The sequence below is a fragment of the Glutamicibacter sp. AGC46 genome, assembly GCF_053543715.1.
The window spans coordinates 183,278-204,304 of the sequence record NZ_JBLVOJ010000012.1 but is presented as its reverse complement, the minus strand read 5'-3'; the positions used below and the strand labels follow the sequence as shown (position 1 = coordinate 204,304).

Genomic DNA, 21,027 nt, shown 5'->3' with positions numbered 1-21,027 from the left:
TTCATAACAAACTCCACATCAGATCAACTTATATACTTTCAGGTGAACAGGCCAACATGAGGCCACCCGCATCGAATCAGAGGAATCAGATGGAACAAATAAAGGTCCTTATTGTCGATGATGAACCTCTAATTCGGCATGCGTTGGGCACAATCCTAGCAACAGACCCCGGAATTGTAACGGTTAATTCTGTTGAAAATGGACAGGCCGCCGTCGAGTATTGCAGCGGGAATCAAGTGGACGTTGTGCTCATGGATTTGCAGATGCCGATAATGGACGGGGTTAGCGCTACTAAAGCAATCAAATCTGCCGAAGACAGCCCCTCAGTGCTTGCCATTACCGCCTTTTCTTCGGACGACTATCTGGTTCCGGTACTGACCGCTGGGGCCAGCGGATACTTGGTAAAAGACTCTGAACCAGATGAAATTATTCATGCGATCCATGCCGTTCACCAAGGAACTGCAGCCATTTCCCCGTCGGTTTCTTCTGATCTAGTTTCTGCGGTTCGCGAAGCTTACCGGGATAATTCCCAAGACATTCAAGAACTGGCCTATGACTTGGGAATTACCAATCGGGAATTCGAGATTCTAAAACTGCTCGCACGCGGGCTAAACAATACCGAGATTTCAAGAACTCTGACTATTTCCGAAACCACGGTTAAAACCCATATGGCGAAGATTTTCGTTAAGCTGAATGTTCGCGATCGGGTCCAGGCCCTGGTTGCGGCCGCGCGTATGGGCCTTATCGAAATCCCGAAAGACTAGCGCCTGCTTTCCAGCTATTAGTGTGAAGTCAACCTCTTTGACACCTTGCCCGGCTGGTTCGGGAATATCTGCGCGCCATATGCGTTGAACATGAGCATAGACCGCTCAAGTTTCTATTAGGAGGCTCACTTGCCAGCATTTTTCGGCGCACCGTCAGATGGCTCGTTTGAGGAATTCCTCTCTCGATTCCTGTCTTCACGTGCCCAGGCAGCACGTCCCATCGACCTCACGCGCCTGCTTTCCGCCCGCACCCACGAAGCGGTAGCCACCGCGGCAGCGATTTCCCAGGAGCATGGCCACGACGAGATTGATTCCCTGCACCTCCTGATGGCTCTGCTGCGCACCGAACCAGTCGGCGAGCACCTGACCGCCATGGGTATCGACATCGAGGCTTTGAGTGCAGATGCCATCGCGCGCATGCCCAAGTCCCAGGAGAAGGGCGAGAAACCATCCCACCTATCGTCGGCAGCTCAGCGCAGCCTCTTTGACGCCTATCAGGTTGCTCGTAACTACGGTTCGACCTACATCGATCCTGATCATCTTTTCCTGGCCTTCGTTTTCAACCCGGAATCTCCGGTCAGCCAGCTCCTGGCGCAGCACGGCATCACCGGCCAGTCCTTGCAGCAAGCCGCCATGGAGCAGGCCCAGCGTGGCCAAAACGATACCCAGAACCAGTCCGATTCCGAGTCCGACGTGTCCATGCTCGAACGCTACGGAACCGATCTGACCCTGCTGGCCTCCGACGGCCAGATTGATCCGGTGATCGGACGCAAGGAGGAACTGGATCAGGTTATTGAAATCCTGGCCCGTCGCACCAAGAACAACCCTGTGCTGATTGGCGAGGCCGGCGTGGGCAAGACCGCCATTGCCGAAGGCCTGGCCCGCGCCATCATCGATGACCAGGTACCAGCCCAACTGCGCAATGCGGCCTTGATCTCCATTGATCTTCCGGGCATGCTCGCCGGAACCCGCTACCGCGGAGATTTCGAGCAGCGGCTCACCGGCCTGCTCGACGAGGTAGCCGCAGCCGAAGGGCAGGTGCTGATATTCATCGATGAGATGCATCTGCTGGTCGGTGCAGGCTCTGGCGAGTCCGGCAATATGGACGCCGCAAATATCCTCAAGCCGCGTTTGGCGCGTGGCGAGCTGCACATGATCGGCGCCACTACGCTCGATGAGTTCCGCAAGGTGGAGAAGGACAGCGCGCTGGCTCGGCGCTTCGGCAAGGTTACTGTCGCCGAGCCGTCGGAGAAAACTGCACTGGCCATTTTGGACGGCCTGCGCGAATCCTACGAGGATCACCACCAGGTGCAGTACACCCCCGAAGCGCTCAAGGCCGCGGTGACGCTCTCTGCCCGCTACCTGAACGACCGCCAGCTTCCTGACAAGGCCATCGACTTGATCGATATCGCCGGTGCCCGGCGGTCCATCGCTGCCGGAGATGCCGAGGATGTGCAGTCCCTGCGTGCCGAATTGGTAGACGCCGAGCGTGAGAAGTCACGCGCTATCGGCGAGGAACGATTCGAAGAAGCTGGCGCATGGCGTGACCACATCGTGGAGATGACCGCGCGCATCAAGGCTGCTGAGGAGGCCGGCGATGCAGGGGTCACCCGGGTAGTGGATGAGAAGCAGATTTCGGAAGTGATCTCCCGATCCACCGGCATCCCCACCTCGCGCATCTCGGGAGATGACAAGGCACGCTTGGCTTCGCTGGAAGATTCCCTGCATGCTTCGGTCATCGGCCAGCACGATGCCGTTGCCGCTGTGGCACGCGCCGTGCGTCGCAACCGTACCGGAATGTCGCCAGCAGGTCGCCCCATCGGCTCGTTCCTTTTCCTGGGTCCCACCGGCGTCGGAAAGACCGAACTGGCCAAGGCCCTGGCTGCAAACCTCTTCGGTTCGGCCGAATCGCTGGTTCGCGTCGATATGAGCGAATACGGTGAGAAGCACACCGTGGCGCGCCTGATCGGAGCACCTCCGGGGTACATCGGCCATGACGAGCCCGGCCAGCTGACCGAGAAGATCCGCCGCAACCCGTATTCGGTCGTGCTGCTCGATGAAATCGAGAAGGCCCACCCGGACGTGTTCAACGTGCTGCTGCAGGTACTCGATGACGGCCGGTTGACCGACTCAGCCGGGCGCACTGTCGATTTCTCCAACACGCTGATCCTGATGACCAGCAACCTCGGCGGCGAGTACTTGGCCAACAAGGCCGGAAACTTCGGTTTCACCTCCGCCAATGCCACCAGCGAGGCTGGAGAAATCCGGGCCAAGGTCATGGGCAAGGTACGCGAGTTCATGCGCCCAGAGTTCCTGAACCGTCTGGACGAGGTACTGCTGTTCTCCAAGCTCTCGCAGTCCGAGATTGGCCAGATCGTCAAGCTGGTCATCGCCGAGACCGAAGCTCGCTTAGTGGACCAGGAGCTGAAGCTGGAGGTGAGCGACGCTGCCGTGCAGTGGCTGGCAAACGAAGGCTACGACCCCGAGTTCGGTGCCCGCCCGCTGCGCCGGCTGGTACAGCGCAAGGTACAGGATGCCATTGCCGACCTGCTGATCAGTGATTCGCTTGCCGCTGGTGACACCGTTTCGGTGGACTACGCCGCTGGCATGCTGAAGGTGCAGAAGAAAGTCGAGATGCCGACTCCACCTGCTCACAACGAGCACGCGCCAAACTACTTCGATAGCTAGGCCGGCATAGCCCATAAAGGGGCTTGCTTGCTCGGGACTTCCGTCCCGGCCAAGCAAGCCCCTTTTCTTCACTTAGAAAGTGCGCTAGTCAGCTGCAGAAATGCAGTCAACCTCTAGCTAAGCAGGAAGACTCCCGGTACCTTTGACTGCATGGCGAACATTGGAATGATCACCCTTGATGCCCTTGACGAGAAAGCTGCCTCGGCTTGGTGGAGGGCTGTTCTGGGCGGGAAATATCTGGGCCAGTACCCGGGGTTCACCATAATCAGCGTCCCTGGCTTCAGCGCGAGGTTGGGGTTCCAAAAAGTTGATGAGATCACTGCCGGCAAGAACCGGGTTCATCTCGACTTGGAAGCAAGCACCAGCCGCGAGCAGGAAGTCGCCCGTTGCACAGCCGCTGGCGCAACACGCGTTGAGGACCACACCGAAGATCCCAGTTTTGGCTGGACCATTATGCGCGATCCTTACGGAATCGTCTTTTGCATTTCCGACCCACACGAGGACTGAGGACATGTCGCTGTTCGCCAGGAAATCATCGGAGGCTTCGACTCACCGGGTGCAGATCCATTTTGCCCAGCCGATGACCGAACGCCTGCGCAAAGATCATGAAGCGGGCCTGCTCGATACATTGTTGCCTAAATACAAGTCTTCCGGAACCATCATCAGCGCCAAGACCACATTGGACGCGGCCGAGGAGCCGATCTCCAGCGACATTGACCTTGAAGTGGCCACCCCCGAACCGAAGAAGCTGTTTTCCGAATTGCTCTCTTCGCTCATCGATGGAGGACTTGGGCATGGTTCCTGGCTGATTATTGATGGACAACGCACCGAAGTAGGCGGCAGTGAGTACGTTTTGCTTCGAACCAGGCTTGGGGCCGAATCGGAATCGGATCTGGAGCCAACAGTCAGGGCCCTGCAGCATGCATTGGGTGACGGCGAAATCGGATGGCATGAGGATGTCTACTACCGGCATGATGGCCCGGTGTTCGTTTACAACGGCGACTCCGCCCAAGCCATCATCCACGCATTGGAAACAGAACTGGTGAAGCACCCGTTGCTGGGCAACGCAGAGATCCTTTCGGTTTCCCCGCAACAGTAAAAGGACTCGATGGAACTCTCCACCACTAAGGTGCCTTCCGAGGAACAAATACTCTCGCTCTACAACGCGGTGGGCTGGAGCGCCTATACAGACAACCCAGACGTACTATTTGAGGGCCTGAAGAATTCAGCATGCGTAATCTACGCCTACGACGTAGACCACCAGTTAATCGGCCTTGTGCGCGTGGTCTCGGATAATGCCACCATCTGCTACGTCCAGGACATCCTGGTGCGTCCATCTACGCATCGCACCGGCGTAGGCCGTGCTTTGTTCTCTGCCGTACTAGTGAAATATGAGCATGTGCGTCAGCTGGTCCTGATCACCGATGATGAACCCGGGCAACGTGCCTTCTACGAATCCATGGGGCTCACGGAAGCGTCGGATTTCCGTCCCGGTGCGATCCGGACCTTTGCCAAATTCTCGTAACAGCTCTCCCTTCGCTGCCTGGCCTGTATAGACTGACCATTCATCGATAATGAGGAGTTATTCTTGCGCACCCGTTCGGTCATTGCCCTGTCATCGTTGGCTTTGCTTCTAGCAGGGTGCAATGCAGCTCCCGAACAAGCAGCGCCAGCCGATTCGACGGCGGCTTCCGTCGCTGGCTCCACTCCGGAGGCACAGCCCGCGGCCGAAACCGGTGAACCCGGTGAAACCGCCCCCGAGCCTGGACCCGCGGAGTTGGACGCCAACGCCAATTCGGGACAGGCCTGGGCAGATTCCAAAATTGAGATGTGGAAAGAAAACTCTGGCATCAAGTCCACCAAAGGCTTCTTGTATCCCTACAACCTAATGACTTCTTGGGAATCTCCAGCACCTGGTGCCATCAATATCTTCTTGGATAACAGCATGAAGTTTGGAACCCAGATGCGGGAAAGCTACGAAACCAACGAGGATGAGCTGCGCATGATGGGCCGAATCATGTTCGAAAGCGTAGGCGAGGCCTCGCCGGAATTGGAATCCGTCACCTTCGCTACTGAAGACGGCAATAACTCAGGAACTTTCACCCGGGCTCGTACTGGTGCCGATCCCGAGGACCGCAAAGCCTGGGCCTCGGAAAAGTACACGCAGTGGCTGTCCGCCATGAACGATACCTACAAATCCCTATGCGGCGCTGAAATCACTGAGCTGGAAATCTACCGCACATGCCTGCCCGCTGACCCCCACGCCTACGTTGAGAAAGTCGAGTCGCCTGCGCTTGGCGAACTCGTCGTCACCCTCGCAGACGGTCCATGGATCGACGGCGAATACGACATGCCCGCATCGATCTTCGTCTCGGGAAATATGATGCTCAAGATCAACGAGCGTGCGGCAACCGGCGAAAAAGTTGAAAAGCTGACGGTACTGGCCAGAAATGGCGATGACACCGATACGGCACTCCGCAAGGACTGGGAAATGTAGTTCATTTCCTTTCATGATCAGTTGATGGGCCCTCAGCCCCTAGGGTGGTACCTATGACCCAAGAACTCTCCATTCCATACGAAGACCTGGAACTCAGCGCGCTCTGGGACCGCGCAAAGGCGGCGAAGGCCGTCATCGTGCTCGCACACGGTTCAGGTGCTGGAAAGGATCATGACTTCATGGCCGGCTTTGCGCTAGCCGCTGCGAATCTGGGTGCCAGCGTCCTGCGTTTTAATTTCCCCTACATGGACGCTGGAAAGAAGTTTCCCGATAAAGCGCCAGCTGCGGTCGCAGTGTGGCACCAGGTCCGCCGTTGGGTTGAAGAAAACTTGGCTGAAGGCCTGCCAATCTTCACAGCGGGAAAGTCCTTTGGCGGGCGCATCGCTTCCCTGTCAGTTGCCGAGGGCATGCCATCGGCAGGGTTGATCTTCCTGGGGTACCCGTTGCACGCGCCTAAGAAGGAAGAGAAGCTACGCGATGAGCATCTCTACCCGATTGCGGTGCCGATGCTTTTCCTCGAAGGCACCCGCGATCCCTTTGCCAACCCCGAAAAGATGGAAGAAGTCACCAGCAAGCTGAACCAGGACAGCGAACTTTCCTGGTTCGAAGGTGGCAACCATTCCTTCAAGGTAGCCCGCTCCGGCCGCACCGTTGCCCAGGATGGCGCGTGGCTGGCGGAAACTGCTCTTGCCTTCATCTCCAAGCACATCGCATAGTCCAACGGTCCTAGTCCACCTGCTTTTCCAGGAATCGGTAGACCTCGGTTTCGTCTACCCCGGGAAAGGCTCCGGTTGGCATGGCCGCCAGCAAGTGGGTATTGGCGCGCGTAGCCGGCCACGCATTGCCGAACCACTGGCTGGATAGGTCAGCAGGTGGACGGCGGCAGCAGTTCTCGTCCGGGCAGGTGGATTGGCAGCGCTCCTTGGTATCCCGCCCGCGGAACCACTTCACATGCTCAAAAGGCACGCCAATGGACAAGGAGTACAGCCCCGAGGAATGGCGCTCGGTGCGCGCCGTGCACCAGAAGGTCCCATTGACGGTATCGGTGTACTGCTCGAAGGAACGGAACTTATCCATCTGCTCGAAGACCACGCGACTTGTCCAATACCGGCAAATGCTCTGGCCTTCAATGGCACCGGTGTGATCGGCTGGAAAGTTCACTCGGTCATTCTCATAAGCCTTGTGCAAGATGCCCGATTCGTGGACCTTCTGGAAGTGGCAGGTCATCCCCAGATGCTCGGTGGCAAGGTTGGTGAACCGGTGGGCTGCGGACTCATAGGACACGGCGAAAGCATCGCGCAGATCCTCGATGGCCAACTCACGGTTGTTCTTAGCTCGCCGCAAGTAGTCCACCGTGGACTTTTCCGGCATCATCAACGCCGCGGCAAAGTAGTTGGTCGCGACCCTCTGCGAGAGGAAATCGAAATAATCGGTTGGAGTCCTATGACCCAATACGTGATGCCCTAGCGCCTGCAGCAACACCGAACGAGGATCATGTTCCGAGCGGTTCGCCTGCGTCAGATAGATACGCTTGTTCTTCTGGTCAGTCACCGAACGCGTGGAATGCGGAAGATTGCCCACAAAGCGCAGGCTGAATCCCAGATGCTCGGCGATATCTGCTGCACGATGATGCGAGAGCGGCCCTGAATCGTGGCCAACTGCAGAGAGGACTTTGGCGGCTTCCTGCTCGATATCCTTGTAGTAGTTGTTGCGTTGGCGCATCTCATGGCGCAACGCGGTATTGGCCCGACGGGCTTCTTCAGGGGTCGCGGCCTGCTCGTTCAGGCGGCGTTCCAATTCATGCTGCAGTCCCACCAGGGATTCCAGGACGTCCATGGGCAGACGCGTGCCAACACGAACGGTAGGCAATCCCAAGGACTCGTACAGTGGACCGCGTTGGGCACGTTCCAATTCGATCTCCAAAGCAGCACGGCGCGATGGCGGTTCGGTGCCCAGCAGATCGTCGACTCCAACCCCCATGGCTCCAGCCAGGGACTTAAGCAGCGATAGCTTCGGTTCGCGCTTGCCGTTTTCAATCAGCGACAACTGGCTCGGCGCGGTGTCAACGAGCGCCGAGACATCATCCAAGGTCAGTTGCTTGCCCTTGCGCAGAAAGCGGATTCTGCGGCCGAGAGCAATGGCGTCGAGTTCTGTATCTTCACTGCCAGCACCATTGCCGGCTGAGTTCACTGAGCGATTCCATGTGGTTGCAGTCACATGACAAGGTTATGCCAAGGATCGTGAAAATTTCTAAATCTTCCGGATTCAACCCGTAATTCAATCGCCCAGCAGGGACGCGGAAGCAAATATTCACGGTTCTTTCCTTGCTTCCCCGGCGAGCTACTCTCAACAAATGCACAGCCTTTCTGCGGAATCTTCAGCGAAGCGCAAACGTTGAAACTACAAAGAGATCCCGCAAGGAGCACCATGCACGCAGTCTCCACCCGCCCCCTACCGGCCCCGCGCCATGCCCACGATCCACCCCGGACTTTGGTCATCGTCGGCACCGATGGCGCAGGCAAAAGCACCACTATTGAAGCTTTAGTACAGCAGCTGCGCAACGATCGCATTCAGGCTCGTAGGCTCGCAAACGTCGCCGCGCGGAGCTGGCTTACCAAATTCTCTCGCGCCCTGGGAATCACGTTCCCGACTTTCACCCAGGATTTCTTCGAAACTTCCATTCGCAGCTTCAATGTTGCCCGCAATATGCTTTTCGCGGCCCGCTCTCCCGGACTCAGCGTGATGGACCGGCACCTGTATTGCCAATTAGTGCTGCGGCGCTTACGTGGCCATCCTCCGGGACTGCTTCTCCCCTGGCTTGCGGCGAAAAGTACCGAGCACGCGAGAATTGTCCTGCTCGACATCGACCCCATCCTTGCCTTTGAGCGGATCAATTCCCGTGGCAAAGACGACGAAAGCATGGAGTATCTCAGGGACAGTCGAAATGAGTATCTGCGCCTTGCGCAAGTGCACGGTTGGATAACTCTTGATGCCTCGCTGCCCACATCCCAGCTGGTTGAACAACTTCGCTTGGTCATCGGCAAGTAGACTCGTCCCATGAGCGAAGCACAAGCATCTTTTGCACCGGGTTCCATTCTCGAATTGGCGCAAAGCACCAAGAAGCAATGGGAGCTAGGGCAGGTCCGGCTCATTGCGAGCGGCATTCTGGCGCAGGACGGAACGTTGCGGTCCAGCGAACTGCGGGAATCAACCTGGCAACTGTCGATTCGCTCTATCGAGAAATCTGCAGCCTTCACTCCGTCGCCTTCGGCTCAAGTCTTCACGTTGATCGCCGGCGATTTCGTGCAGCTGGATGTAGACGGGCAAGAGCACGGATTGGAACCGCTGCGCCCGTTGAAATTCGAAACGAGAAATTCTGTCCAGGCGAGCCAGCCCGCCGAAGAACTGCTCATCGTGCACGTGGCCGCCATTCCAGAGCAGGTACGACCCACCGTTCGCATTGTCGAGCTGTCCAAAAAGCGCGAGCAATACCTCTTTGATGGGCAACTGGGCCTTTTGGTCCAGGGCTCCGCCAAGCTCTTGCTCGGCGACAGCGAACAGTCGCTGAACCTGCGTGACACCGTCGTTGGCTCTGACGCCGGTGAACCACGCATCTCCGGCCGCGGTTTCATGGCTGTGGTTTCTTTCGACCAGCCCTAGCCCGTTCCGGCTCAATCAGCCATGGTCGCAAGATCCATAAATCTTCGCACTCAGAAACTGCACTGCCGGCCAAGAATATGGGCCATAGCGACAAGTCCAGGCCCCCATCTGGCAAAAGCCAACTACCAGTCCAGACTCTGATACTTCACGTTTTTTGGCCTGCTGCATAATGCCCTCCATGGCGAATCAGCACCTGCGGTTTCCATAAAATGCCAGCCCATCAGTGATTCACCGATTCTCGCAGAGCCCGGAATCGGCCTGCTTTGGCTTCGCCCTTATCCAGGCTTGCTGTTAAATTTCACTCTTCTTCGCTAAGGATTGATTCAATATCAGCTAATTTCCATGCTTTGACTCACATTCAGCGCAAGAAGCGATAAATTTCCATTTTTGTGAAGAAGTGGAAATCTTAATTCGAAAAACCTCTGTTGAAGCCCTCGCACCTGCGGAAAAGTAGTTGTCACGAAGAAGTTCACAAGATCACCTTCCGATCGACATGAACCCGCAGCTTGTGCGAAGGAGCCAAGGCAATGACTACTGAAAACACCAACGAAACCTCGATCGACAACCGAATCGCAGCCATCGAGAGCGACTGGGAAAACAACCCCCGCTGGAACGGCGTAACCCGCGACTACAGCGCTGCCGACGTCGTGAAGCTCCAGGGCCGGGTCCAGGAAGAGCACACCCTGGCCAAACGCGGATCCGAGAAGCTGTGGAAGCAGCTCACCGAGGAAACCCCCACCGGCGGCTACACCAACGCGTTGGGCGCACTGACCGGCAACCAGGCAGTGCAGCAAGTCAAGGCCGGCCTTCGAGCCATCTATCTTTCGGGCTGGCAGGTAGCAGCGGATGCCAACCTTTCAGGCCAGACCTACCCGGACCAGTCGCTGTACCCGGCCAATTCGGTTCCCCAGGTCGTGCGCCGCATCAACAACGCATTGCAGCGTGCAGACCAGATCGAGTTCTCCGAAGGCATCCAGACCGTCGAAGACTGGATGGTCCCCATCGTCGCTGATGCAGAAGCCGGCTTCGGCGGCCCGCTGAACGCCTACGAACTGATGAAGTCCATGATCACCGCTGGCGCATCGGGCGTCCACTGGGAAGACCAGCTGGCCAGCGAAAAGAAGTGCGGCCACCTCGGCGGCAAGGTGCTGATCCCGACCCAGCAGCACATCCGCACCCTGAACGCGGCCCGCCTGGCCGCCGACGTGGCTGGCACCCCTTCCGTAGTTATCGCCCGCACCGACGCTGAAGCGGCAACGCTGATCACCTCGGATGTCGATGAACGCGATCAGCAGTTCATCACCGGCGAGCGCACCCCGGAGGGCTTCTACAAGGTCACCAACGGCATCGAGCCATGCATCGCCCGGGCCAAGGCCTACGCACCGTACTCGGACCTGATCTGGATGGAAACCGGCACCCCTGACCTGGAGCTGGCCCGCAAGTTCGCCGAAGCGGTCAAGAAGGACTTCCCGGACCAGATGCTTTCCTACAACTGCTCGCCGTCGTTCAACTGGAAGAAGCACCTGGACGATGCGACCATCGCCAAGTTCCAGCGCGAACTGGGCGCCATGGGCTTCAGCTTCCAGTTCATCACCCTGGCCGGATTCCACGCATTGAACCACTCGATGTTCGACCTGGCTTCCGGCTACGCGAAGGACGGCATGAGCGCCTACGTCGAATTGCAGGAACGCGAATTCGCTTCCGAGGCCGCCGGCTACACCGCCACCAGGCACCAGCGCGAAGTCGGCACCGGCTACTTCGATGCGATCTCCACGGCGCTGAACCCTAACGCCTCAACCCTGGCCTTGGTGGGATCCACCGAAGAAGGCCAATTCCATTAGACCCTGATGGGTCGATGGTGCTAGCCGGCAAAGGCGCCGGCTAGCACCAGCACCATTTCCAAGATTTTTAAGGACGCTGCCATGAACTCCCCCATCACCCTGAACAACATCACCATTACCGCTACCCCCGTTCGCTACCAGGAGCAGATCCTGACCAGCGAGGCCCTGGACTTCCTTTCGGCCCTGCACACCGCATTCGAACCGCGCCGTGCCGAGTTGATGCAGCGCCGCCAGGTCAACCGGGCGCGCATTGCCAATGGCCGCGATCCGAAGTTCCTGGACGAGACCCGCGCTATTCGCGAAGACGATTCATGGCAGGTCGCCCCGATCGCTCCGGGGCTGGAAGATCGCCGGGTGGAAATCACTGGCCCGATCGAACGCAAGATGGCTATCAATGCGCTGAATTCCGGGGCCAAGGTCTGGCTGGCCGACATGGAGGATGCTTCCTCGCCAACCTGGCAGAACGTCATCAAGAACCAGGTCAACCTGATCCGGGTGCTGGATCAGGACCTGGACTTCACCGCACCGGATGGCCGCGAGTACAAGCTAAACAGCTACGATCTGCAGCAGCTGCCAACCATCGTGGTTCGTCCCCGCGGCTGGCACCTGCCGGAGAAGCACCTGCTGGTTGCCGGCACCCCGATGTCCGGTGCGCTGGTGGACTTCGGACTGCACTTCTTCCACAACGCCAAGCGCCTGCTGGCAGCCGGACGCGGCCCGTACTACTACCTGCCGAAGCTGGAGAACCATCTGGAAGCACGGTTGTGGAACGACGTGTTCAACATGGCCCAGGATCTGATGGATATCGAGCGCGGCACCATCCGTGCCACCGTGCTGATCGAGACCATCACCGCCGCATTCGAGATGGAAGAGATCCTCTACGAGCTGCGCGAGCATTCCTCGGGGCTCAATGCTGGCCGCTGGGATTACATCTTCTCGATCATCAAGAACTTCCGTTCCCGCGGACCGCGCTTCGTCTTCCCGGATCGCGACACCGTGACCATGACCGCCCCGTTCATGCGGGCCTACACCGAGCAGCTGGTGCGTGCCTGCCACCGCCGCGGGGCTTCGGCCATCGGCGGGATGAGCGCATTCGTTCCCAACCGCAAGGACGCCTCGATCAACGAGCTGGCGTTCGGCAAGGTCCGCGAGGACAAGGCCCGCGAAGCAGCTGATGGCTTCGACGGCTCCTGGGTTGCCCATCCCGACCTGGTTTCGGTTGCCCGGGAGGTGTACGACGAGGTGCTCGGCGAGAACCCCAACCAGTTGCAGCGCACCCGCGAAGATGTCGAGGTTTCCGGCCCGGCCCTGCTGAACATCGAGAGTGTCACCGGCAAGATCACCGAACGCGGCATCCGCGACAACATCGAGATCGGCATCCGCTACATCGAGTCCTGGCTGCGCGGCAACGGTGCTGTGGCGCTGCGCAACCTGATGGAAGATGCTGCTACCGCCGAGATCTCCCGTTCGCAGCTGTGGCAGTGGATCCACCAGTCGGCGATCACCGATGAGGGCGAGATCATCACCCGTCGCTGGGTCCAGGAACTGGCCGAGGAGACCATGGAGGGGTTGGAGCGCTTCGAGGGTGATCGCTTCGAGGAAGCCGTGGAAATCTTCGAAGCTTGCGCCCTGCGCGATGACTTCCCGACCTTCCTGACCAAGAACGCCTACCTGCGCTACCTGGATGCGCCAGCCCGCACCCTGGAAATGGCAGGTTAGGCAGTAATCGAGACCCGGCCGATAGAAAACAGTCGTCCCTGAACGTCGGCCACGCAAAGCGGCATTCATCCGTTGGTAACCAGTCCAGCGGGTGGATGCCGTTTTGCGTGTGCGGTGGCTAGGCTGTAGCCATGGCTTTCCAGTTCAAGAACCCGGCCGAGGATCTGTGGCAGCCCGATCTGCTGGGCGAGGATTTCTCGCAACGGCCGCTGCCGATGTCGGACGGTTCCACCGCGACGTTGATCAGGCACCGTCCGCGCAGATCGTTGCGCCTGCCGCCGCCATTGCGCGGGATCGCGGTGCTTTATGTGCATGGCTGGTCGGACTACTTCTTCCAAAAAGAGCTCGCCGAGTTCCTCAGCGATGCCGGAGCGGATTTCTACGCACTGGACCTGCGCCATTATGGACGGAACTTGCCGGTAGACCAGGCCACCAAAATCGCCGAGCACAGAAGCCCGGGCTTCACCACCGATCTGGAGGAGTACTTCGAGGAATTCGACGCGGCCCACCGCATCATTTCCAGCGCGCATCCGGGAACCCGCTTTGTCCTGCTCGCCCACTCCACTGGCGGGCTCAGCGCTTCGCTGTATGCGGCAGCCAACCCGCAGAAAGTTGATGCGCTGGCGCTGAACAGCCCGTGGCTGGAATTCCAGGCCAGCGAGATCGGGCGCACCGCCTTGGCGAGGATCGTCCAGGCGGCCAGCAGCCGCAACCCCCACCGCTTCTTGCCGACGGTGGATCCAGGGTTCTACACCCGCACGGTCTCCAGCCAGTTTTCCGGCGAATGGGATTACGATCTGGGTTGGCGTCCGGTCAACGGCTTCAAGCTCACCGCGGGTTTCATCTCTGCAGTCTTCAATGCGCAAGCCAAGGTGAAGAAGGGGCTGGATCTCCAGATGCCCACCCTGGTGATGCTTTCGGCGGAAGACTATTTGCTGCCGCGCTGGCACGACACCGCCACCCGCGCCGACGTGGCCTTGAATGTGCAGGTCGTCGCCCAGCGCAGCATCGACCTGGGCCGGGAACTGCATTTGGTGCGCCTGCCCGGCGCGCTGCACGACGTGTTCCTCTCCTCGCCAAAGATCCGCTCCAAGGCCTACATGGCGTTGGGCTCATGGCTTGCGGTCGTCAAGAACCGGCAGCGTGATTCGCTGGTGGCCTCCAGCATCCGCCGGATTGTTCCTTCCGGCATCTAGTGCGGCTTAGCCCGCGACCTTGCTGGGCACCTGGTCATTGACCAGTTCCAGCTGCCAATCGCCGGGCTCATTGCCGATGATGGCAACCGAGCCATTGCGGATGGTGTCCAGCTTGTAGCCGGCGAAGTGCGAGAGCGTGTAGCGGATAATGGTGCCGTGGCAGATTACCGCGACGTTCTTGCCCGGGTAGTCTACTGCAATCTGGTTGATTGCGCGCAGGCCACGGTCAACTACAGATTCCAGTGGTTCAATTCCACCACCGTTCTTGTCCGGCCATAGCGCCAGCGCTTCGGTCTCAACCATGCCCTCGCCCTGGGCGTAGTCGCGCTCGATCAGCAGGTCGTAGCTAGGACCAAGTTCCAGTCCCAGCCCGTCGGCAATGATCTGTGCCGTCTCGCGTGCCCGCGAGAGCGGCGAGGAAACGATAGCGTCCCATTGGCCGCCGTCCAGCACCGAGACAGCCTCGCGGGCTTGGGCTCGCCCGGTATCGTTCAGGGGGATGTCGCTGGAACCCTGCAAGCGGCCTTCGAGGTTCCATTGCGTCTGTCCGTGGCGGACGAATCCTAGTTTCATAAGCCCATTCTCCCACCCGGCAGGTGGCCAACAGCAACCGCTGGTGGCCAAGCTCACGATGGATCTGCAACACTTAAGCGCGCCATGGATGCATGGAGCGCATAAGATTTTCACGGCTGTGCCCTGCCTTTGGCGCGGGCCCGTCCCCATCGAACGCACCCCTTATAGGATCCGAGCATTACTATCGTGAACGAAATAAAGGCGTCTCTCGCCCGCGGGCTGACTGCCCGCCACATCCGCTTCATGGCCCTCGGCTCAGCTATCGGAACGGGCCTTTTCTACGGCTCCTCTTCTGCTATCCAGGCTGCTGGCCCTGCCGTCCTCTTCGCATACATGATTGGCGGCGCTGCCGTCTTCATCGTCATGCGTGCCATGGGCGAGATGGCTGTCAAGCATCCGGTTTCCGGATCCTTCGCTCACTACGCTTCGCGCTACCTGGGCCGCTTCGCCGGCTTCGTCACCGGATGGACTTTTGCCTTCGAAATGGCCATTGTCGCGATCGCCGATGTGACCGCGTTCGGCATCTACATGGGCTTCTGGTTCCCGCAGGTGGCGCAGTGGATCTGGGTGCTGGCGGTCGTCCTGCTGATCGCTTCGATCAACCTGATGAAGGTCAAGGTCTTCGGTGAAACCGAATTCTGGCTGGCTATCATCAAGGTGACCGCAATTATCGCCATGATCATTGGCGGCGCCGCCCTGATCATTTTCGGCTTCAACGCCCCTGAGACCGAAACCGCAACCGGCATCGCTACCCTGATGAGCGCTGGCACCCTGTTCCCCAACGGCTTCGTGGGCCTGCTGCTCTCGTTCTCCGTCGTGATGTTCGCCTTCGGCGGCATCGAAACCATCGGCATCACCGCTGGTGAAGCAGCTGATCCTACCAAGTCGGTTCCAGCCGCCATCAATACCGTGCCATGGCGCATCCTGCTCTTCTACGTAGCTTCGCTGGCCGTAGTCATGATGCTCTTTGACTGGCGCCAGATCGACGGCTCAGCTTCGCCATTCGTGCAGATTTTCGACGGTCTGGGCATCCCGGCCGCCGCCCACGTGCTCAACGCCGTGGTGATCACCGCAGCCGTTTCGGCGATCAACGCCGATACTTTTGGGGCTGGCCGCATGCTCTACGCCATGTCCGAGATCGGCCATGCTCCGAAGTCCTTTGGCCGCATCTCGCGTAACGGCGTGCCGTGGATGACCGTGGTCATCATGGCCATTGTGCTGCTGGTAGGCGTGGTGCTCAACGCCCTGCTCCCGGAGTCGCTGTTCACCATCATCGCTTCCATCGCTACCTTCGCCACCGTTTGGGTGTGGATCATGATTCTGACTTCGTACCTGGCCATGCGACGCAAGGAAGCCGCAGCGGGCCGCGGACCGGCCGTTGCCCGCGAATACGCTGTGCCCGGCGGCACCGTTGCCGTATGGATCGCCTTGGCCTTCATGGTCTTCGTTGTCGTGCTCTTGGCCCTGAGCCCGACGACGCGTGTAGCCCTGTACACCGGAATCGCATGGCTCGTGCTTCTGGCCGTGCTCTTCAAGCTGCTGGTACGCCCAGCGGCGCCAATCAAGCAGGACAGCGACTCCTTGCTGAGTTAGCCACCGCGCAATAAAATATGCCTGGTTTCGCATAAAGCGAAGCCAGGCATATTTTTTATGTCTTTCTACTTGATCCCGGTGGAGGTTCCGGCCTGAGGCTCCGAGGGCGACTCCAGGCCATGGGGTGTGCGCAGCTCCTGGAACAACGCCAGGCTGGCCCACGCGAGCATGCCGCCTGCGACGATCCACAAGCTGCCGAGCCCCAGCCGCAGGTAGGCCAAGACGCCACCCAGGGAACCCATGGTGATCATCAGCCAAAGCACTGCGTAGCGCATCCATAGCATCCGGTAGCCGCCGCGGTCCGACCCGGTGGCCAACCCGATGATTGCTCCACCGAGTGCCTGCCCGAGCTTGACCAACGTGCCGGTCATATACGTCAGGCCCAGGGAAACCTCTCCCGAACGAGTGTAGGAAACATTGACCACGCCCATCGCGGCGGCCAGCAGCAGAGCCGTCAGCTGCGGCAAGAAATTCCCGGAGATAGCCGCAGCGAGCAGCAGTGCCGCACTGGAATACATGGCCACTGGCCGGCGCAGCCTATCGAGCCGGAAGGTAACCAGCGTTGCGAGGATGACACCTGCGACAAAGCAGCCCACCAAGGACATCGCCATCGCCCATCCGGCAAGGTCCCCTGTCATCAGCGCCACGGAGGAACGCGTGGAGTTTCCCGACATGAAGGAGAGGAAGTAGCCGCCGAAGTGCACGAATCCGACGCCATCAACAAAGCCTGCCATCGCCGTAATCGTTCCGGCGAAGAGGATTCCGCGCCATCGAAGGTTCTTTGCCACTTGCCCTGCTTTCTCTCGCCATCAGCACCATCCGGTTTCCGTAGGAGCCCTGCCATTATCTCCCCCGAAATCAGCAGCCGCGAATAAGGAATGCCCGGTGAGCAAAAGTTGTTACCTCAAGCATGAGCGAAAATACTGCTGTCCAGTCCCCGGAAGACAAGCGCATCCGCGTGGATATCTTCTCCGATATTGCCTGCCCTTGGTGCTTCATCGGCAAGCGCCGCTTTGAGCGGGGTGTCGAGGCGTTCGAATACTCCCAGAACGTGGATGTCTACTGGCACTCGTACCAGCTGGACCCGAGCCTGCCTGAGAACTATGACGGCAGCGAGGCCGAATACCTCTCCAAGATGAAGGGACTGGGCCAGGAACAGGTCGCCCAAATGCTTGACCATGTCACCGCCCAGGCTGCTGCCGAAGGATTGAACTACGACTTCGCCAACTTGAAGGTCGCTAATTCCTTCACTGCACTACGCGTACTGGAATACGCCAAGAAGCATGGTGCCGGAAACGAGATGAAGGAAGCGCTGCTTTCTGCCCACTTCGAGAAGGGCCTGAACACCGGAGACCTAGAAACGCTGCTCGAACTGGCCGGAACGCTGGGGCTGGATACCGGGGAACTGCGTGCGAAGCTCTCGTCCGGATCCTACGTTGAGGAAGTCAACGCAGATATCGTCCAGGCACGCGAGCTGGGCATCAGCGGTGTTCCTTTCTTCATCATTGATGGAAAGTACGGCATTTCCGGCGCCCAGCCAGCCGAGGTCTTCGCAAATGCGCTGGCCCAAGTGCATTCCGGAGATGTGCAGACCCCGTAGCCAGCTATTTGCTGCAGACCAGCTTGCCTTCAGAAGTATCGAGCTTGCGTTCTTTTTCCAGGCCGTCGAACTTCTCCCCCAGCGCCAGGTCCACCCGGCTGCCCCACTTCTTTTCGTCGTAGATGAAAACGATGCCGGGGATCTGGCGCTGCACGGTGAAAGCCTGGGCATAGCCATCAGGCCCGGCAATGACCGCGCCAGTGGTTTCGGAGAGCGACTTCCACCCGGAAGTCAGCGACGAAATCTTGAAGCCGCGCTTTTCCAGTGCCTCGGCAGTGTCACCCGCAAGACCCGAAATATCGGTAGTGTTCAGCACGCGTATTTCGACATCTGAAGGTTTTTGGTACTTGAAATCGATGGCCGGGCACTTGGGGTTTTCGATTTTCGTCTCGCTTGGCTTCGGGCTCGCAACGGCGACAGGCTCGCCACCCAACTTCAGCGTTCCATTGAAAACGAGTACGGCGCCGGCCAAAACCGCGATCACCAGCAGGGCCATCACGGAGAAAACAATGTTCTGGCGTTTGCGGGCACGCCGCTTAGCCTGGCCGTCCGAGCTGAAACTTAATTCTTGCTCGTCGACAATATGCGCACCGTGCCATTGCCCCGGGTCATCGCGATCACGCATCATTCCACCTTGCTCTGGTCAGCCTTCGGCAGCTGCTGGCCTGAAGGCGACGTCATCGTCATCCTCGTGGCGCTAGCTTATCTAACTAGCGTCCAGATCCAATATGCGTGCGTGTATTACCGAGCGATGATGAAGCGCCGAGCGCAGCGCGCGGTGCATCCCATCCTCCAGATACAACACGCCCCGATAGCGCACTACATGCGGGAACAAGTCGCCATAGAAGGTGGAATCCTCAGAGAGCAATGTTTCAAGATCCAAGGTGGCTTTGGTGGTGACCAAGTCAGCTAGTTTCACTTGCTGCGGGGGAAGTCCGCTCCAATCACGCGCCGAAGAATAGCCGTGGTCCGGGTATGGACGGCCTTCACCTACCGCTCGAAAAATCACTATTCAAGCATACGGACAAACTCTCCAGACCCACAGACCTGCAGATCAGGCGCTAGTTGGCAGGCCGCAGGAAGGCCACCTCCCGAGACGGCGCCGATTGAACCGGCCGGCAGCTGGACTCGCCGCGCAGTTGCCGGGCGAATGCTACACGCGAATGCGAATAATCAGACACGCAATGCGAAAAAGCAAGGATTGTTACGCCAAGGGAAACTTGGAGGAACCGGGCGTAACTTTAGCTGGTAACAATCGCGTCATAAGGTGCACTCTGGGTTTATGAACAACGTAGTCACCGAGATCCCACTGCTCGATATTTCTACCGCACGCAATGCTGACGGCTCCTTCAACAAGGATTTCGTTGCCGCGATTCGCGACGCCGCACACCGCGTCGGCTTCTTCCAGATCGTCGGATACAGCGCATATGCCGGGCAGGACCAGGAACTGCTCGACACCATCGCAGAATTCTTCCAGAAGCCCGTTGAGCAGAAAATCAAGCTCGATAACCGCAATAGCGCCCAGTTCCGCGGCTACACCCGGATGGGCACCGAAATCACCCGCGGCCGCGCCGATGCCCGCGAACAGATCGACTACGGACCGGAACGCGAGACGTTGGCGGTCGTTCCCGAGGACAAGCCGTACTTGAACCTGCAGGGCCCGAACCAGTTCCCTGCCGATTTCCCCCAGCTCGAAGAGCGCGCCATGGCGTGGGCCGAGCTGATGAACAAAACCGGCCACGAGCTGCTTTCGGCCATCGCTGTGGGGCTGGGCTTGCCCGAAGGCCACTTCGACGAGCCATTCGCCAACACCCCGTCATGGATGGGCAAGTTGGTGCACTACGTTTCGGGCGACGTCGTACCAGAGTCGGGCAACCAGGGCGTTGGCCTGCACGCCGACTACGGCTTCGTCACCCTGCTGCTGCAGGACCAGGTTGGAGGGCTGCAGGTGCAACCCTACGGCCAGGAAGAGTGGATCGAGGTGCCGCCGACCCCGGGTGCATTGGTAGTGAACCTCGGGGAGATGCTCGAAGTCGCGACCAACGGCTACCTGATGGCCACCATCCACCGCGTCATTGCGCCACCAGCTGGCGTTGACCGCTACTCGGTGCCGTTCTTCTACTCCCCTCGACTGGATGCAGTGATCGACAAGGTCGAACTGCCAGCCGAGCTGGCTGCCGAAGCTCGCGGCGTCTCCGATGATCCGGAAAACCCAATGCTGGCTTCCTACGGTGCCAACGTGCTCAAGGGATGGCTGCGAGCCCACCCGCAGACCGCGGCCATCCACTACCCAGAGCTGGCCAAGGGGCGCAAAAGCGCCTAGGCCGTGAGCTTCTGCAGGGATCAGGAGCTGCACACGCAAAACCTGTTGGCGTCGAGCTGGTGAGAGATTACCGGCCCGGCGCCAATAGGCATTTAAAGCGCCTCGCTTATTCGACGCCGGAAAGCACGCAGAATTCGTTGCCTTCAGGATCAGCCATCACGATCCAGCTCTCGTCCTCCCGCTGGCCCACATCGGCGTAGCTGGCCCCCAAAGAGATCAGGCGATCAGCTTCTTCTTGCTGCTGGGCGTTTTGAGGACGCAGGTCCAGATGGAGGCGATTCTTGATGCTCTTGGTTTCGGGCACTTGCGCGAACGTCAATTTCAGCCCGCCCGGGCCTTGGGATTTGGACCCAATACTGACCAAGCCGGCTTCTTCTTCCAATACGTCATAATTCAGCGCTTCGCACCAGAACCTCGCCACCAGCATCGGGTTCGCGCAGTCGACGGCGATTTCGCTCAATACACTTGCCATAGTCTTACCTTGCCGAAAGATTGCTGAACAGTTGCCACGGATACTACCCGCCAGGTTCTGGCAATGCCGGTAAGCGCAAAAAAATAATGTCCCGGGGGGGG

21 protein-coding genes are annotated in these 21,027 nt (G+C 59.0%); 15 read left to right on the top strand and 6 right to left on the bottom strand.

From position 1 onward, the window contains the following. Nucleotides 1-89 precede the first annotated feature (89 nt). The 7 genes from ACNPM8_RS09140 to ACNPM8_RS09110 all read left to right on the top strand — a co-directional run bounded on the left by ACNPM8_RS09140 (nt 90) and on the right by ACNPM8_RS09110 (nt 6,665). Nucleotides 90-764 carry a response regulator gene (locus ACNPM8_RS09140; RefSeq protein ID WP_105658609.1) on the top strand — a complete coding sequence of 225 codons (675 nt, stop codon included), beginning with the start codon at nt 90-92 and terminating at the stop codon, nt 762-764. 129 nt (nt 765-893) lie between these two features. Beyond that, nucleotides 894-3,452: an ATP-dependent Clp protease ATP-binding subunit gene (locus tag ACNPM8_RS09135; RefSeq protein ID WP_402735297.1), complete on the top strand. Its 2,559-nt coding sequence runs from the start codon at nt 894-896 to the stop codon at nt 3,450-3,452. A 150-nt stretch (nt 3,453-3,602) separates the two neighbouring features. Then, nucleotides 3,603-3,959: a VOC family protein gene (locus ACNPM8_RS09130; protein ID WP_448939707.1), complete on the top strand. Its 357-nt coding sequence runs from the start codon at nt 3,603-3,605 to the stop codon at nt 3,957-3,959. A 4-nt stretch (nt 3,960-3,963) separates the two neighbouring features. Further along, nucleotides 3,964-4,551: a hypothetical protein gene (locus ACNPM8_RS09125; RefSeq protein ID WP_402735295.1), complete on the top strand. Its 588-nt coding sequence runs from the start codon at nt 3,964-3,966 to the stop codon at nt 4,549-4,551. 9 nt (nt 4,552-4,560) lie between these two features. Continuing rightward, nucleotides 4,561-4,977 (top strand): GNAT family N-acetyltransferase, encoded by a 417-nt coding sequence (locus tag ACNPM8_RS09120; RefSeq protein ID WP_105658613.1) that lies wholly within the window; start codon nt 4,561-4,563, stop codon nt 4,975-4,977. A 252-nt stretch (nt 4,978-5,229) separates the two neighbouring features. Next, nucleotides 5,230-5,949, top strand: coding sequence for a hypothetical protein (locus ACNPM8_RS09115; protein WP_286134682.1), 720 nt, complete (start codon nt 5,230-5,232; stop codon nt 5,947-5,949). A 53-nt stretch (nt 5,950-6,002) separates the two neighbouring features. Then, nucleotides 6,003-6,665, top strand: coding sequence for an alpha/beta hydrolase family protein (locus ACNPM8_RS09110; protein WP_426735699.1), 663 nt, complete (start codon nt 6,003-6,005; stop codon nt 6,663-6,665). A gap of 10 nt (nt 6,666-6,675) precedes the next feature. Here the strand turns inward: ACNPM8_RS09110 and ACNPM8_RS09105 are convergent, their stop codons facing one another. Beyond that, nucleotides 6,676-8,139, bottom strand: coding sequence for a helix-turn-helix domain-containing protein (locus ACNPM8_RS09105; protein ID WP_448939706.1), 1,464 nt, complete (start codon nt 8,137-8,139; stop codon nt 6,676-6,678). A gap of 237 nt (nt 8,140-8,376) precedes the next feature. Here ACNPM8_RS09105 and ACNPM8_RS09100 point away from each other — a divergent pair, with 237 nt between their 5' ends. The 5 genes from ACNPM8_RS09100 to ACNPM8_RS09080 all read left to right on the top strand — a co-directional run bounded on the left by ACNPM8_RS09100 (nt 8,377) and on the right by ACNPM8_RS09080 (nt 14,365). Further along, entirely contained in the window at nt 8,377-8,997 is a 621-nt protein-coding gene (locus tag ACNPM8_RS09100) for an AAA family ATPase (RefSeq protein WP_133834353.1), read from the top strand. 9 nt (nt 8,998-9,006) lie between these two features. Next, on the top strand, nt 9,007-9,609 hold the full coding sequence (locus tag ACNPM8_RS09095; RefSeq protein ID WP_105659179.1) for a HutD family protein: 603 nt from the start codon (nt 9,007-9,009) through the stop codon (nt 9,607-9,609). 527 nt (nt 9,610-10,136) lie between these two features. Further along, complete coding sequence (aceA, locus tag ACNPM8_RS09090) at nt 10,137-11,450, top strand: isocitrate lyase (protein ID WP_105659180.1); 1,314 nt, start codon at nt 10,137-10,139, stop codon at nt 11,448-11,450. 81 nt (nt 11,451-11,531) lie between these two features. Then, nucleotides 11,532-13,169 carry a malate synthase A gene (gene aceB / locus ACNPM8_RS09085; RefSeq protein WP_105659181.1) on the top strand — a complete coding sequence of 546 codons (1,638 nt, stop codon included), beginning with the start codon at nt 11,532-11,534 and terminating at the stop codon, nt 13,167-13,169. 131 nt (nt 13,170-13,300) lie between these two features. After that, nucleotides 13,301-14,365 (top strand): alpha/beta hydrolase, encoded by a 1,065-nt coding sequence (locus ACNPM8_RS09080; RefSeq protein ID WP_448939705.1) that lies wholly within the window; start codon nt 13,301-13,303, stop codon nt 14,363-14,365. Between the two features lie 6 nt (nt 14,366-14,371). On the opposite strand, the gene ACNPM8_RS09075 is transcribed toward ACNPM8_RS09080, so the two are convergent. After that, entirely contained in the window at nt 14,372-14,938 is a 567-nt protein-coding gene (locus tag ACNPM8_RS09075) for a histidine phosphatase family protein (protein WP_448939704.1), read from the bottom strand. Nucleotides 14,939-15,124: 186 nt separating this feature from the next. Here ACNPM8_RS09075 and ACNPM8_RS09070 point away from each other — a divergent pair, with 186 nt between their 5' ends. Continuing rightward, entirely contained in the window at nt 15,125-16,531 is a 1,407-nt protein-coding gene (locus tag ACNPM8_RS09070; RefSeq protein ID WP_448938833.1) for an amino acid permease, read from the top strand. A gap of 65 nt (nt 16,532-16,596) precedes the next feature. Here the strand turns inward: ACNPM8_RS09070 and ACNPM8_RS09065 are convergent, their stop codons facing one another. Continuing rightward, on the bottom strand, nt 16,597-17,319 hold the full coding sequence (locus ACNPM8_RS09065) for a YoaK family protein (RefSeq protein ID WP_181149078.1): 723 nt from the start codon (nt 17,317-17,319) through the stop codon (nt 16,597-16,599). Between the two features lie 122 nt (nt 17,320-17,441). Between ACNPM8_RS09065 and ACNPM8_RS09060 the strand changes: the two genes are divergently transcribed. Beyond that, nucleotides 17,442-18,131, top strand: a complete 690-nt coding sequence (locus tag ACNPM8_RS09060; RefSeq protein ID WP_332730632.1) for a DsbA family oxidoreductase — start codon at nt 17,442-17,444, stop codon at nt 18,129-18,131. A 4-nt stretch (nt 18,132-18,135) separates the two neighbouring features. Here ACNPM8_RS09060 and ACNPM8_RS09055 read toward each other — a convergent pair whose 3' ends face one another. Both ACNPM8_RS09055 and ACNPM8_RS09050 read right to left on the bottom strand, forming a co-directional pair. Next, a complete protein-coding gene (locus ACNPM8_RS09055) occupies nt 18,136-18,756 on the bottom strand; it encodes a LytR C-terminal domain-containing protein (protein ID WP_448939703.1) in 621 nt (206 codons plus the stop codon). An 81-nt stretch (nt 18,757-18,837) separates the two neighbouring features. Continuing rightward, nucleotides 18,838-19,140: a type II toxin-antitoxin system VapB family antitoxin gene (locus ACNPM8_RS09050; protein WP_105659188.1), complete on the bottom strand. Its 303-nt coding sequence runs from the start codon at nt 19,138-19,140 to the stop codon at nt 18,838-18,840. Between the two features lie 273 nt (nt 19,141-19,413). Between ACNPM8_RS09050 and ACNPM8_RS09045 the strand changes: the two genes are divergently transcribed. Then, complete coding sequence (locus tag ACNPM8_RS09045; RefSeq protein WP_105659189.1) at nt 19,414-20,454, top strand: isopenicillin N synthase family dioxygenase; 1,041 nt, start codon at nt 19,414-19,416, stop codon at nt 20,452-20,454. Nucleotides 20,455-20,560: 106 nt separating this feature from the next. On the opposite strand, the gene ACNPM8_RS09040 is transcribed toward ACNPM8_RS09045, so the two are convergent. Continuing rightward, the coding region (locus ACNPM8_RS09040; protein WP_448939702.1) for a VOC family protein at nt 20,561-21,027 on the bottom strand (467 nt) is incomplete at its 5' end.